At 73.7% G+C, this 13,555-nt stretch carries 11 protein-coding genes; 3 read left to right on the top strand and 8 right to left on the bottom strand.

Annotated elements, in window-relative coordinates; genetic code table 11:
• Positions 1-121: 121 nt before the first annotated feature.
• Positions 122-997 (bottom strand): MaoC family dehydratase, encoded by an 876-nt coding sequence (locus ACYVDA_RS16595; RefSeq protein ID WP_460819551.1) that lies wholly within the window; start codon positions 995-997, stop codon positions 122-124.
• A 3-nt stretch (positions 998-1,000) separates the two neighbouring features.
• Complete coding sequence (locus ACYVDA_RS16590) at positions 1,001-2,338, bottom strand: 3-oxoacyl-ACP reductase (RefSeq protein WP_460819550.1); 1,338 nt, start codon at positions 2,336-2,338, stop codon at positions 1,001-1,003.
• A gap of 271 nt (positions 2,339-2,609) precedes the next feature.
• Between ACYVDA_RS16590 and ACYVDA_RS16585 the strand changes: the two genes are divergently transcribed.
• The gene (locus tag ACYVDA_RS16585; RefSeq protein WP_460819549.1) at positions 2,610-3,890 is read left to right on the top strand and encodes an acetyl-CoA C-acetyltransferase; all 1,281 of its coding nucleotides are present in this window, start codon (positions 2,610-2,612) and stop codon (positions 3,888-3,890) included.
• Between the two features lie 217 nt (positions 3,891-4,107).
• Here ACYVDA_RS16585 and ACYVDA_RS16580 read toward each other — a convergent pair whose 3' ends face one another.
• Together ACYVDA_RS16580 and ACYVDA_RS16575 are read right to left on the bottom strand one after the other, a co-directional pair.
• A complete protein-coding gene (locus tag ACYVDA_RS16580) occupies positions 4,108-4,779 on the bottom strand; it encodes a TetR/AcrR family transcriptional regulator (protein WP_460819548.1) in 672 nt (223 codons plus the stop codon).
• 76 nt (positions 4,780-4,855) lie between these two features.
• The gene (locus ACYVDA_RS16575) at positions 4,856-6,442 is read right to left on the bottom strand and encodes an ATP-dependent DNA ligase (protein ID WP_460819547.1); all 1,587 of its coding nucleotides are present in this window, start codon (positions 6,440-6,442) and stop codon (positions 4,856-4,858) included.
• 83 nt (positions 6,443-6,525) lie between these two features.
• Between ACYVDA_RS16575 and ACYVDA_RS16570 the strand changes: the two genes are divergently transcribed.
• Entirely contained in the window at positions 6,526-7,464 is a 939-nt protein-coding gene (locus ACYVDA_RS16570; RefSeq protein ID WP_460819546.1) for a DNA-3-methyladenine glycosylase family protein, read from the top strand.
• 3 nt (positions 7,465-7,467) lie between these two features.
• Here the strand turns inward: ACYVDA_RS16570 and ACYVDA_RS16565 are convergent, their stop codons facing one another.
• Entirely contained in the window at positions 7,468-9,276 is a 1,809-nt protein-coding gene (locus ACYVDA_RS16565; RefSeq protein WP_460819545.1) for a gamma-glutamyltransferase family protein, read from the bottom strand.
• Between the two features lie 114 nt (positions 9,277-9,390).
• On the opposite strand from ACYVDA_RS16565, the gene ACYVDA_RS16560 reads away from it, so the two are divergent.
• Positions 9,391-11,037: a long-chain fatty acid--CoA ligase gene (locus tag ACYVDA_RS16560; RefSeq protein WP_460819544.1), complete on the top strand. Its 1,647-nt coding sequence runs from the start codon at positions 9,391-9,393 to the stop codon at positions 11,035-11,037.
• 1 nt (position 11,038) lies between these two features.
• On the opposite strand, the gene ACYVDA_RS16555 is transcribed toward ACYVDA_RS16560, so the two are convergent.
• The 3 genes from ACYVDA_RS16555 to ACYVDA_RS16545 form a co-directional block, all read right to left on the bottom strand.
• Positions 11,039-11,557 (bottom strand): Lrp/AsnC family transcriptional regulator, encoded by a 519-nt coding sequence (locus ACYVDA_RS16555; protein WP_460819543.1) that lies wholly within the window; start codon positions 11,555-11,557, stop codon positions 11,039-11,041.
• A gap of 127 nt (positions 11,558-11,684) precedes the next feature.
• The gene (locus ACYVDA_RS16550; RefSeq protein WP_460819542.1) at positions 11,685-13,073 is read right to left on the bottom strand and encodes an NAD(P)/FAD-dependent oxidoreductase; all 1,389 of its coding nucleotides are present in this window, start codon (positions 13,071-13,073) and stop codon (positions 11,685-11,687) included.
• Positions 13,070-13,552, bottom strand: coding sequence for an Lrp/AsnC family transcriptional regulator (locus tag ACYVDA_RS16545; protein WP_460819541.1), 483 nt, complete (start codon positions 13,550-13,552; stop codon positions 13,070-13,072). Before ACYVDA_RS16545 ends, ACYVDA_RS16550 begins: the two co-directional genes overlap by 4 nt.
• Positions 13,553-13,555 lie beyond the last annotated feature (3 nt).

The raw sequence follows: 13,555 nt of genomic DNA, 5'->3' as shown, positions 1-13,555 counted from the left end.
CCCCCGCGCAGCGCCTACACATTTGTGTAGCGGTCGCTGCTCCGGAGGCCTTCCAGTGCTGCATCCGCTACACAAAAGTGTCGGGAACGCGGCGACTGCTCATCGCCTGCCCATCTGAACGTCAGAGCCCGCGGGAGCGCCCGACCAGGTGCGCCTTGCCGGTGCGGGGGTCGGTGAGGGAGAAGTCCAGGCCGTCCTCGACCTTGCGGGAGCCGAAGGCCACCGTGCCGGGGAGGAAGACCGGCTTGCGGAACTCCACCTCGACACGTGCCGCGTCCGGGACGCGGTTCGCGAAGGCCGCGACGCAGCGGGCCTTGCTCCACATGCCGTGGGCGATCTGGCGCTTGAAGCCGAAGGCCTTGGCCGAGAGCGGGTAGAGGTGGATCGGGTTGTGGTCGCCCGAGACCGCGGCGTACTGCCGGCCCAGGTTGCCGGGCAGCCGCCACTGGGCCCCGGTGCCGGCCACGACGTCGAAGGGCTCGCCCTCGCGCGCGACCGAGTCGTCGCCGCGCCCGACCCGCAGGTAGGTCGAGGTCGACTCCCAGACCGTCTCGCCGCCGCTGGTCACCGTGGTGAGCAGGTCGAAGACCTTGCCCTTGGCGTGCGGGCGCAGGTCGGCCGCCCGTGCGGTGACGTCGAGGGTCTCCGAGGCGAGCAGCGGCCGGTGCCGCGTGATGGCGTTGGCCAGGTGGACGGTGCCGATGGCGGGGTAGGGGAACGACGAGTCCGTCATGATCCCCATGTGCAGCCCGAAGGCCAGCATGTGGGGGTAGGTGAACGGCAGGTGGGTGTCGGGCGCGAACCCGCACACCTCGGCGTACGCCGACACGTGGGCGGGGTCGATCGTCACGCCCTCGCGCCGCAGCACCAGGTCGGGGAGGTCGCCGCCGGACTTGCGCACGCCCGGGAGGAGGTTGACCCCGGGCAGGACGGGCAGCGCCGCCTTGAGCATGGTGGGCAGCGGGCTCGAGGAGCCCTCGACGGTGCGCTCGACCACGGCTCAGGCCCCCAGCATCATCTGGCCGCAGACGCGGACCACGTTGCCGTTGACGGCGGTCGAGCCGGGGGAGAGGTACCACGCGACCGCCTCGGCCACGTCGACCGGCAGGCCGCCCTGGCTCATGGCGTTCATGCGCTGGCCGACCTCGCGGGTCGCGAACGGCACCGCGGCGGTCATCTGGGTGATGATGAAGCCCGGGGCGACCGCGTTGATCGTGATGCCGGCCGAGAGCTCGCCGGCCAGGCTGTCGACCAGGCCGATGACGCCGGCCTTGGAGGCCGCGTAGTTGGTCTGCCCGACGTTGCCCGCGATGCCGGCGATGGAGGAGACGCCGATGATGCGGCCGTTGTCCTCGATCAGGCCCTGCTCGAGGAGCTCGCGCGAGATCTTCTCCGGAGCGGTGAGGTTGACCGCGATCACCGAGCTCCATCGGTCCTCGGCCATGTTGGCCAGCTTCTTGTCGCGGGTGATGCCGGCGTTGTGGACCACGCCGTGCACCGTGCCGAACTTCTGCTTGACGTGCTGGGCGATCCGCTGGGGGGAGTCCTTGCCGGTGATGTCGAGGGTGAGGTGGTCACCGTCGAGCTCCTTCATCAGCGACTGCAGCTCGCTGGCGGCCTGCGGCACGTCGATCCCCAGGACGGTCGCGCCGTCGCGGTGCAGCACCCGGGCGATCTGCTCGCCGATGCCGCGCGAGGCGCCGGTGACGATCACGGTCTTGCCGGTGAGCGGCTTGACCTGGTCGGCGACCGCGACGGCCTCGGTGGTGCCGGTGGCGCCCAGGCGGACGACCTGGCCCGAGACGTAGGCGCTCTTGGGGGAGAGGAAGAAGGCGAGGGTGGACTCCAGGGTCTGCTCGGCGTCGGGGGCGACGTAGAGCAGGTTCACGGTGCTGCCCTTGCCGATCTCCTTGCCCAGGGAGCGGGTGAAGCCCTCCAGGGCGCGCTGGGCGATGCGCTCGCCGGCGCTCGCGGTCTGCTCCGGGACGGTGCCGAGCACCACGACGCGGGCGCTGGTGGTCAGGCTGCGCATCAGCGGGGTGAAGAACTGCTGGAGGGCAATCAGCCCACCGGCCTCGGTGATGCCGGTGGCGTCGAAGACCAGGGCCTTGTACTTCTCGCCCTCGGCGCCGGCGGCGACGTGGGTGACCCCGAGGGCGTCCAGCGACGAGGTCAGCGCCGCGCCGAGGCGACCCTCGCCGCCGAGCACGACGGTCCCGTCCACGACGGGGTCGCCCTCGTTCCACCGGTCCAGGCGGACGGGGGCGGGCAGGCCGAGGTTCTTCACGACCAGCTTGCCGATGGGGCTGGAGCTGAAGGACTGGTAACGGTCGGACATCGTGTGAGTTCCTCTGGTCGACTGGTTCAGGTGGCCCCACCGGCGTGTGCGCGCGTGGTGGGAGGTGCTGGTGGTCGCAGACCGGCAGCGGGCCCAGCGTACGACGTGGCACGATGGTCCTACTCGCCAGTAGACCGTCAATGTAACGAGACGTGTAACTGGGCGTCCACATTTCGTGATCTGGCCCTCAAGGGGTTGGAGCCACGGACGGTGGGCCGCGAGGATGATCCACAACTACGTGGCAGCACACAGCCTTGAGGAGACCCACACCATGCAGGACAAGACGCGACGCGTCGCCGTTCTCGGCGGCAACCGCATCCCCTTCGCCCGGTCCAACACCGTCTACGCCACCGCCTCCAACCAGGAGATGCTCACCGCTGCCATCGACGGCCTGGTGGCGCGCTATGACCTGGACGGCGAGCGCCTCGGCGAGGTCGTGGCCGGCGCGGTCCTCAAGCACAGCCGCGACTTCAACCTGACCCGCGAGTCGGTGCTCGGCTCCAAGCTCGCCCCCGAGACCCCCTCGGCCGACCTCCAGCAGGCCTGCGGCACGGGTCTGCAGGCGACGATCTACATCGCCAACAAGATCGCCCTCGGCCAGATCGACTCCGGTCTCGCCGGTGGCGCCGACACCACCTCCGACGCCCCGATCGCGATCTCGGAGAAGCTGCGCAAGAAGCTGATCAAGGTCAACCAGCAGAAGGACACCGCGGGCCGCCTGAAGGCCCTCGGCGCCATCCGCCCGACGGACCTCGGCATCGAGGTGCCCCAGAACGGTGAGCCCCGCACCGGCATGTCGATGGGCGACCACGCGGCCCTGACCGCGCTGGAGTGGCAGGTCACCCGCGAGGAGCAGGACGAGCTCGCCGTGGCCTCGCACCACCACCTCGCCGCGTCCTACGACGCCGGCTTCCAGGACGACCTGGTCACCCCCTTCAAGGGCCTCGAGCGCGACCAGAACCTGCGCGCCGACTCCTCGGTCGAGAAGCTCGCCAAGCTCAAGCCGGTCTTCGGCAAGGGCAGCGCCGCCACCATGACGGCCGCGAACTCCACCCCGCTGACCGACGGCGCCTCCGTGGTCCTGCTCGGCACCGAGGAGTGGGCGGCCGAGCACGGCCTGACGGTCAAGGCCTTCTTCGTCGACGGCGAGACCGCGGCGGTCGACTTCGTGCACGGCGGCGAGGGCCTGCTGATGGCCCCGGCGTACGCCGTCCCGCGGATGCTGGCCCGCAACGGCCTCTCGCTCCAGGACTTCGACTTCTACGAGATCCACGAGGCGTTCGCCTCCCAGGTGCTCTCCACGATCAAGGCCTGGGAGGACCCGGTGTTCTGCAAGGAGCGCCTCGGCCTCGACGCCCCGCTGGGCTCGATCGACCGCACCAAGCTCAACGTCAACGGCTCCTCGCTGGCCGCCGGCCACCCCTTCGCCGCCACCGGCGCGCGGATCGTGGCCAACCTGGCCAAGCTGCTGGAGCAGAAGGGCTCGGGCCGTGGCCTGATCTCGGTCTGCGCCGCCGGCGGCCAGGGCGTCACGGCCATCCTGGAGCGCTGACCCCGGCGCCGGTCGCCCCTCCCCGGGAGGGCGGCCGGTTTCCCAGGTGATGAACCCGAACTGCCTCTCTGCACACGATGCGTCGCGTGCAGAGAGGCAGTTTCACGTGTGAGGTCGACGTACGCCGACCGGACGAGCCCCCTCGCCGACCAGAGAGGCCTCCTCGGCCGCCTCAGGAGCCTCCTCGGCGGGCGAGAGCTGGCGCGGCGCCGGGGAGTCAGCCGCGGGCGAGGGCGCGAGCGGTGGCGACGACGTGGCGGCGTACGTCGTCCGCGGAGACCGGCGCGATGGCCGGGATGCCGGGAGCGGACTCCTTGACCAGCATGCCGACGCGGGCGAGCTGGAGGGCGCCGAGACCGCTGGCGTACATGTGGTTGGCCAGCAGCGTGGGGTCCGCGACGGTGAAGTCGCCGGCCTCCTTGCCCGCGACCAGGACGTCGCCGAGCTGGGCCAGGCAGGCCGAGATGCCACGCCCGAGGCGGAACAGCGAGCTCTCGCTGATCTCCTCGAGCAGCTCGGGCCCGGGGCGGCGCATCAGGGTCTGGGCGCAGTCGACGAAGGCGGGGTACTGCAGGCCGAAGTCGACGAACGCCTCGGTGACGGCCTCGAGCTGGTCGATCGGTGCCGTCCGGCCGCGGGCGGCGTCGGCGAGCCGCTCCTGGAGCTCCTCGAGGTAGCTGACCAGGGTCAGCGCGAAGAGCTCCTCCTTGCCGCTGAAGTGCCGGTAGATGATCGCCCGGTTGACCCCCACGGCCCGCGCGATGTCCTCGATCTGGGCGTCGCGCACGCCGCTCTCGTCGAAGAGCTCGCGGGTCGCCTTGAGGATCTCGCGCTCGCGCTCCCGGCGGCGCACGGCGGCCGGTTGGCGGGAGGAGCGCGCGGTGGTCATGGGGGCATGGTAGTGCAACACCCGTTTACACACGTGTGCGTCACTTGTCACAGCGTGGGCGCCCGCGCTCGTGGAGTCAGCCGAGGTGGCCCCGGACCGTCTCCAGGGAGTCGGCCTCGGTCGGCCCCTTGTCGTCGCGGTAGCCCAGCACCCGGGCGAAGCGCAGGGCCACCCCGCCGGGGTAGCGGGTCGAGCGCTGCACCCCGTCGAAGGCGATCTCGACGACCTGCTCGGGCCGCACGTGCACGACGTGGCCCTCGCGGTGCGTCTCCAGACCCAGGAACCGCTCGGTCTGCCAGGCCAGGGTCTCGTCGGTCATCCCCTTGAAGGTCTTGCCCAGCATCACGAACCCCTCGCCCGAGGGATCGCGCGCGCCGAGGTGGATGTTGGACAGCCAGCCCGACCGGCGTCCGCTGCCCCACTCGACGGCCAGCACGACCAGGTCCAGCGTGTGGCGGGGCTTGACCTTGACCCAGCCCGACCCCCGCCTCCCCGCGTCGTACGCCGAGTCCAGGCGCTTGAGCACCACGCCCTCCTGCCCGCCCGCGACCGCCTCGTCGAAGAAGGTCCGGGCGGCCTCGGGGGAGTCGGTCACCAGGCGCGCCACGCGGTGCTCGACCGGGACCACCTCGTCGAGCCGGGCCAGCCGGTCGCGGGTGCTCGCCTCGAGGAGCGACTCGCCCTCGTGGAGCAGCAGGTCGAAGAAGAACGGCCGGATGCCGGCCGCGCCCGCGTGGGTGGCCGTCGTGGACGCCGTCTCCTGGAAGGGGCGGGGTCGGCCGGTCTCGTCGAACACCAGCGCCTCGCCGTCGAGGATCAGGTCGTGCGCCGTCAGCGACCGCGCGACCTCGACCACCTCGGGGAGGCGGTCGGTGATGTCGTCGAGGCTGCGGGTGAAGACGACGACGTCGTCCCCGCTCTTGTGGACCTGGATGCGGATGCCGTCGAGCTTGGTGTCGACCGCGAACTCCTCGGGGCCGACCTTCTCGGCTCCGGCCGGCACGTCGGGGGCGGTGCCCGCGAGCATCGGCCGCACGGGTCGCCCGACCAGCAGGGTGAAGTCCGCCAGGGAGTCCGCGCCGCCGGTGAGGGCGGCGGCCGCGATGGGGCCGGTGGGTCCGCTGAACATCGCGGCCCGGCGTACGGCCCCCACCGGCAGGTCGGCGGCCGTCGCGACCGCCTCGAGCATCACCGCGTCGAGGGCGCCCTGGCGCAGGTTGCCGGTGACCAGCCCGCGGAGGAAGACCTGCTCGGGTGCGGTCAGACGGTCGAACAGCGCCACCACCGACGCCCGTCGCTCGGCCGCGGACCCGGGACCGGCGAGACCGGCCGCGCGCTCGAGCGCGCTGTCCACCTCGAGCAGCTCGACCGAGGGCTCGGCGGCCGGGGCGGGCAGACCGGTCAGCGAGCGGTGGCCGATGCCGGTGCGGCGCTGGCGCAGCGTCCCGGAGAGGTACGTCGCCGCCAGCTCGACCGCGAGCCCGGCGTCGGCGGCGGCGGCTGCGGACTGTGACGCGTCGGGGGCCGCTCCCTCGTCGGCGCCGTCCGCCGGCGCGAGCCCGGCCGCCTCCCGGAGCAGCGTGGCGATGAGGTCGCGCTTGGTCAGGCGGGAGCGGGTGGCGGCCACCTGGGCCGACACCTCGACGAGACGGGCGAAGAGCATGGCCCCAGTGTGGCGGGCGGGTCCGACAGGACGCCCACGGTCGAGCGCGAGCGGTGTCGGGCCGACGACATACGCTCGGGCCCATGGCCGACCCCGCCCCGCTGACGCGCGAGTGGCACCCGGGTCGGCCGGTGCCGGTGATGCGGATCCTCGCGCCGCTGCGGCACGGTGCCGGTGACCCGACGTTCCGGCGCACCGACGACGGCGCGGTGTGGCGCGGGATCCGCACCCCCGAGGGCACCGCGACTCTGCGGGTCAGCACCGACGCGCCCGCCGGCTCGGTGCTCGGCGAGGCCTGGGGCGAGGGCGCTGCCTGGGCCCTGGAGCAGATGCCGCGGATGCTCGGGGCGCACGACGACCCCACCGGCTTCGTGCCCCCGCCGCAGCTCGAGCAGGCCTGGCGCCGCCACCGCGACTGGCGCATCGGCGCGACCGGGCTGGTGATGGAGTCCCTGGTGCCGGCGATCCTGGAGCAGAAGGTCACCGGCCAGGAGGCGTTCGCCGGCTTCCGCAAGCTCGTGCACCGGTACGGCGAGCGGGCGCCGGGCCCTCCGTCGCAGGCCGACCCGGTGGTGCGCCTGTGGGTGCAGCCCACGCCGGAGGAGCTGCGCGCCGTGCCCTCCTGGGAGTGGCTCGGCATGCACGTCGACGGTGCGCGCTCGCGCCCGATCCAGACCGTCGCGAGGGTCGCCGCCGCGCTGGAGCGCGCGGGGCGGGAGACGCCCGTCGAGTTCGACCGCCGCCTGCGCACGCTGCCCGGCATCGGCGTGTGGACCAGCGCCGAGACCCGGTCGCGCGCGCTCGGCGACCCCGACGCGGTGAGCTTCGGGGACTACCACATCGCCAAGAACGTCGGCTGGGTGCTGACCGGCGAGCCCGTCGACGACGACGGCATGGCGGTGCTGCTGGCGCCGTACGCCGGGCACCGGCACCGCGTGCAGCGCCTGATCGAGCTGGCCGGGCTGTCGCGCCCGCGCCACGGCGCCCGGATGGCCCCGCGCCGGCACCTGCCCAGCCGCTGACCCTCACCGCCCCACGGCGTACCCCGCCATGCCGCGCGGGTTGGCAGCGGCGGAGAGGAGGCCGGTGGCGGGGTCGCGGGCGACGGCGCACATCCGGCCCAGGGACCACGGACCGGCGTCGAGCACCTCGTGCCCGCGGGCGCGGAGACCGGACAGGACGTCGGCGCCCAGCCGGTCCTCGGCCACCAGCACCCCGGGCTCGGTGGTGCGCGGGACGAAGGACCCCGGGAAGCTCGTGGTGTGGAACATCGGGGCGTCGATGGCCTCCTGGAGCGGGAGCCCGCCCACGACGTGGCGCAGCAGGAACAGCGTCTGCCACTGGTCCTGCTGGTCGCCTCCCGGCGTGCCGCAGGCCAGCACGGGCTCGTCGTCGCACAGCACCAGCGTGGGTGAGAGCGTCGTGCGCGGCCGCGCGCCGGGGGCCAGGGAGGCGGGCAGGCCCTCGTCGAGCCAGCTCATCTGGAGCCGGCTGCCCAGGCAGAACCCGAGCCCGGGGATGGTGGGCGAGCTCTGCAGCCAGCCGCCGCTGGGGGTCGCCGAGACCATGTTGCCCCAGCGGTCGACCACGTCGACGTGGCAGGTGTCGCCGCGGGTGGCCCCGTCGCGGGCGACCGTGGGCTCGCCGGTGGTGGCGTCGCCGGTCGGCTCCGGGGCCGCCCCGGCCAGCAGCCGCCGGACGTGCTCGGCCAGCCGCGGGGTCAGCCCGCCGGGGGAGCCGGGCCGCAGGTCGCGCGAGGCCTCCGGCCCCACCAGGCCCGCCCTCCCCACGACGTACGCCGGGTCCAGCAGGTCGGCGACCGACACCGGGGAGCGCTCCCCGAACCACGCCTCCCGGTCGGCCATCACGAGCTTCCAGGTCTCGGCGACCGCGTGCACCCCGGCCTCGGTCGACGGGTCGAGCACGGCCGGGTCGTCGGCGGCCAGCGCGTCGAGCACCGCCAGCGCCTGGAGCAGCGTCGGCCCCTGGCCCCACAGGTCGGTCTTGGCCACCGTCACCCCGTGCCAGTCCAGGAGCGCCGGCGCCTCCCACCCGGCCGACCACGACGCCAGGTCGGAGCCGCGGACCAGGCCCGGGAGCACCTGGCCCCCGGAGTGCCGCCACGCCCGGGAGGAGAACGCCTCGACCGCCTCGGCCACGAAGCCCTGGCCCCACGCGCGCCGCGCCCCCTCGGCCTGGGCGGCCACGTCGTCGCCGGCCGCCTCGCCCTCGGCCACCAGGCGCTCCAGGGTGTCGGCCCAGTCGGGGTTGGTGAACAGGGTCCCGGCCCGGGGGAGCCCGCCGCGCAGCCAGAGGTCGGCCGAGGTCGTCCAGTCCTCGAGGAACAGCGACCGGACGGTCTCGACCGTGTGCGCGGCCGTCGCGAGCAGCGGGTGACCCTCGCGGGCGTAGCCGATCGCCGGCTCCGCCACGGTGCGCAGCGACAGCGTCCCGTGGTCGCGCAGCAGGAGCATCCATGCGTCGAAGGCGCCGGGGACCGCGGCGGCCAGCGGGCCCGAGCCCGGCACGTGGTCCAGCCCCAGGGCGGCGTACGCCTCACGCGTGGCCCCCGCCGGCGCCGGACCCTGGCCGCACAGCACCCGCGGCGCGGGGTCGCCCGCCACGGACACGATCGCGGGCAGGTCGCCGCCGGGTCCGTTGAGGTGCGGCTCGACGACCTGGAGCACGAGCCCCGCGGCCACGGCGGCGTCGAAGGCGTTGCCGCCCAGCTCGAGCATCCGCTGACCCGACGCGGAGGCCAGCCAGTGGGTGGCCGAGACCATCCCGAAGGTGCCGGTCAGGGTCGGACGGGTCGTGAAGGTGCGGGAGGTCATGCCCCCATCGTGGCGGGTCTTGGAATCCGGGCCCCGGTGCGCCAGGCTTCGTGACGCCGGTCACGTCCGACGGCCCCGAGCCCCGCAGCCCACCGACCCACGAGTAGGACTCCCATGCAGAGCACGATGCAGGACTTCCCGCTGACCATCGGCGGGATCATGAAGCACGGCACGACGGTGCACCACGACTCCGAGGTCGTCACCGCGACCGCCGACGGCACCCGCACCAGGACGTACGCCGAGGTGGGACGCCGCGCCGCCCAGCTGGCCAACGGGCTGCGCTCGCTCGGCATCGACGGCGACCAGCGCGTGGGCACCTTCCAGTGGAACAACGCCGAGCACCTCGAGGCCTACCTCGCCATCCCGTCGATGGGTGCGGTCCTGCACACGCTCAACATCCGGCTGTTCCCCGAGCAGCTGGTCTACATCGCCAACCACGCCGAGGACCAGGTCGTCATCGTCGACGACTCGCTGGTGGGGGCGCTCGCCCCGCACCTGCCCCAGATGGAGACGGTGCGCCACGTGCTCGTCGCGGGTCCCGAGGCGGCCCAGGCCGACCTGGACTCCCTGCGTGCCAGCGGCAAGGACGTCCAGCTGTACGACGAGCTGCTCGCCGCCCAGCCGGACACCTTCGACTGGCCCGACGTGGACGAGCGCAGCGCCGCGGCGATGTGCTACACCTCCGGCACGACCGGCAACCCCAAGGGCGTGGTCTACAGCCACCGCTCGGCCTGGCTGCACTCCCAGGCGGTGAGCACCGGCAACGTGGGCGCGATCTCCTTCCACGACCGGGTGCTCCCGATCGTGCCGATGTTCCACGCCAACTCCTGGGGCCTGGCCTACGCCGCGATGATGCAGGGCGCCTCGCTGTGCATGCCCGACCGCTGGCTCCAGGCCGAGCCGCTGTGCCGCTTCATGGCCGACTCCCGCCCGACGCTCTCGGGCGCGGTGCCGACCGTGTGGAACGACGTGCTCAACCACCTCGACCAGCACCCGGAGAAGAAGCCCGAGACGCTGCGGCTGATCCTGTGCGGCGGCTCCGCGGTGCCGGTGTCGCTGCAGAAGGCGCTCCAGGACCGCCACGGGCTCGTGATCCGCCAGGCGTGGGGCATGACCGAGACCTCGCCGGTGGCCTCGGCCGGTCTGCCGCCCGCGGGCGCCGAGGGCGACGACCAGTGGTCCTACCGCGGCAGCCAGGGACGGGTGGTGTGCGGCGTCGAGGGCCGGATCATGGCCGACGGCGACGTCGAGCAGCCCTGGGACGGCACGGCGGTGGGCGAGCTCGAGGTCCGCGGGCCGTGGGTCACGGCCGGCTACTACGAGTCCGACGACCCCGACGTGGCGGAGAAGTTCCACGACGGCTGGCTGCGCACGGGCGACGTCGGCAGCATCGACGAGCTGGGCTACATCCGGCTCTCCGACCGCGCCAAGGACGTCATCAAGTCCGGCGGCGAGTGGATCTCCTCGGTCGACCTCGAGAACGCCCTGATGGGGCACGACGACGTCGTCGAGGCAGCCGTGATCGGCATCCCCGACGAGCGCTGGGACGAGCGCCCGCTGGCCTCGGTGGTCCTGCGCGAGGGCGCCACGGTCACCCCGGCCGAGCTGCGCGAGTTCCTCTCCCGCGACTTCGCCAAGTGGCAGCTGCCCGACTCGTGGGCCTTCATCGACCAGGTGCCGCGCACCAGCGTGGGCAAGTTCGACAAGAAGGTCATCCGCACCTGGTACGCCGAGGACACCATCGAGGTGCAGAAGTCCTGAGTCAGCGCACGCCCCACGTGTAGGTCTGCTTCTGCAGCTCCAGGTAGAGGAAGGTGTGCACCGCGGCCACGCCCGGGACCGGCTTGACCCGCGCGGTGACCAGCTCGAGCAGGTGCGCGTCGCTGTCCCCGACGACCTCGACCATGACGTCGAAGCCGCCGGCGGTGACCACGACGTAGACCAGCTCGGGCACCCGCGCGAGGTCGGCCGCCACGGCCGCGGCGGTGCGCCCCTCCACGGTCACGCCCAGCATCGCCTGGCGGGCGAACCCGAGCTGGAGGGGGTCGGAGACGGCCGTGATCTGGATGACGCCGGCGTCGACGAGCCGGTCCACCCGGGCCTCGACCTGCTCCGCGGTGAGGCCGAGGGGCTCGCCGATCTCGGCGTACGCGCGCCGGCCGTCCTGCTGGAGCGCGCCGATGATCGCCTTGTCGCTGTCGGCGATCCGGGCGCGGGGCGGACGCCGGTAGCGGGCGTCGGCCGCGGCCGCCGGTGACCCGGCCGGCTCTCCCTTGATCATCCCCACCCCTGTCACCGCCCGCTCCCCACGAGACGCGGCTCCGGACCCGTCCCGGCGCCTGCGACACGGCGTCCCCGCATGGTCCCAGGCGGTGGGGCAGCGCGCACCCCCTTCGTGCCGACGGCGGTCAGTGGCCGCCGGTGAGCGGCGCCATCGCGCGGGCGATCCGGCTGCCACGTCCGGTGCGGGCCTCCTCGGCGTCGGCCAGCGTCATCGCCCGCAGGCCGGCGTTGATGCCCAGCCACCGCAGCGGCTCGGGCTCCCAGGCGCGACTGCGGTGGTTCACCCAGGGCAGCGAGGTCAGGTCGGTGGACGCGCCGGTCACGAGGTCGGCCAGCGTGCGGCCGGCCAGGTTGGTGGTCGCCACGCCGTCACCGACGTACCCCCCGGCCCAGCCCAGGCCCGTGCGCCGGTCCAGGCCGACCGAGGCGGCCCAGTCGCGCGCGATCCCCAGCGGCCCGCCCCAGCGGTGGGTGAAGCGCGTCCCGCGCAGCTGGGGGAGCAGGTCGCGCAGGGTGTCCTCGAGGTCGGCGAAGACGCGGGGCTCGGCGTCGTACGCCGGCGCCACCCGCGACCCGAAGTGGTACGGCGCCCCACGGCCGCCGAACGCGATCCGGCCGTCCTCGGTGCGCTGGCCGTAGACGATCAGGTGCCGGGCGTCGGTGAAGGTGGGCCGGTCGGCCAGCCCGATCCGGGCCCAGGTCGCCTCGTCCAGCGGCTCGGTGGCCACCATCAGGGAGTAGACCGGCACGACGGTGCGCCGGTGGCCGGGCAGCCCGGGGGTGTAGCCCTCGGTCGCGCGCAGGACGACCTCGGCGCGCACGGTCCCGGCGACGGTGTGCACGCGCCCGGGCTCGATCCCGGTCACCTCGGTGCGCTCGAACACCTCCACCCCGGCGGCCTCGACCACACGCGCCAGCCCGCGCACGAGGCGAGCCGGGTGCACCCGGGCGGTGTGCGGGGTGAAGGCCCCGCCGAGGACCCCGTCGGCGTCCAGCACCGCGCTCGCCTCGGCGGCGCCCAGCAGGCGCTCGTCGTCCTCGGTGAACCCGCGTCCGTGGGCCGTGCGCACCTCCGCCTCGAGGCGCCGCAGCTGGACGGGGGTGCGGGCCAGGGTGAGGGTGCCGCCGCGGTGGAAGTCGGCGTCGATCCCCTCGGCCTCGAGGACCCGGCCGACCTCGCGGACGGTCTCCTGCATCGCCCGGTGCTGGCGCAGCGCGCCGTCGAGAGACGATGCCCGCACCAGCGCGTCCCACGAGGTGGGGAACAGGGCGCTGCACCAGCCGCCGTTGCGCCCCGAGGCGCCGAAGCCGGCGACCTCCTTCTCCAGCACCGCGATCCGCAGGGTCGGGTCGGCCCGGCGCAGGTAGTACGCCGACCAGAGCCCGGTCAGGCCCGCCCCCACCACCACCACGTCGTACGCCGCGGGGCCGGGCAGGGCGGGCCGCGCCGGCGTGTCCTCCCCGAGCGTGTCCTGCCACAGCGACCGCACGGGGCTGCTCGGCGAGGAGGTCACCGGGTGCCCCAGGAGTAGGTCTGCTTGGACAGCTTGAGGTACATGAAGGTCTCGGTGTCGCGCACGCCCGGCACGGCGCGGATCCGGGCGGAGACCAGGTCGAGGAGCTCGGCGTCGTCGGTGGCGACGACCTCGCACAGGACGTCGTAGGTGCCGGCCGTCATCACGACGTAGACGACCTCCTCCATCTGCGACAGGGCGTCGGCAACCGGCTCGATGGCCCCCTGGACGTGCACCGCGACCATGGCCTGGCGGGCGAAGCCGATCTGCAGCGGGTCGGTGACCGCGACGATCTGCATGATCCCCGACTCGGTCAGGCGCTGGACGCGCTGGCGCACGGCCGCCTCGGAGAGGCCGACGACCTTGCCGATCGAGGCGTAGGAGCGACGCCCGTCCTGCTGGAGCTGCTCGATGATCGAGCGGGAGACGTCGTCGAGCGTCGACTGCGCGCGCGGGGCGGGGGCGGAGGAGGCGACCATGCC

The sequence above is a fragment of the Nocardioides korecus genome, from assembly GCF_054778395.1.
The sequence above is the reverse complement of the archived record's forward strand: the minus strand, read 5'-3'. Positions and strand labels throughout refer to the sequence as shown.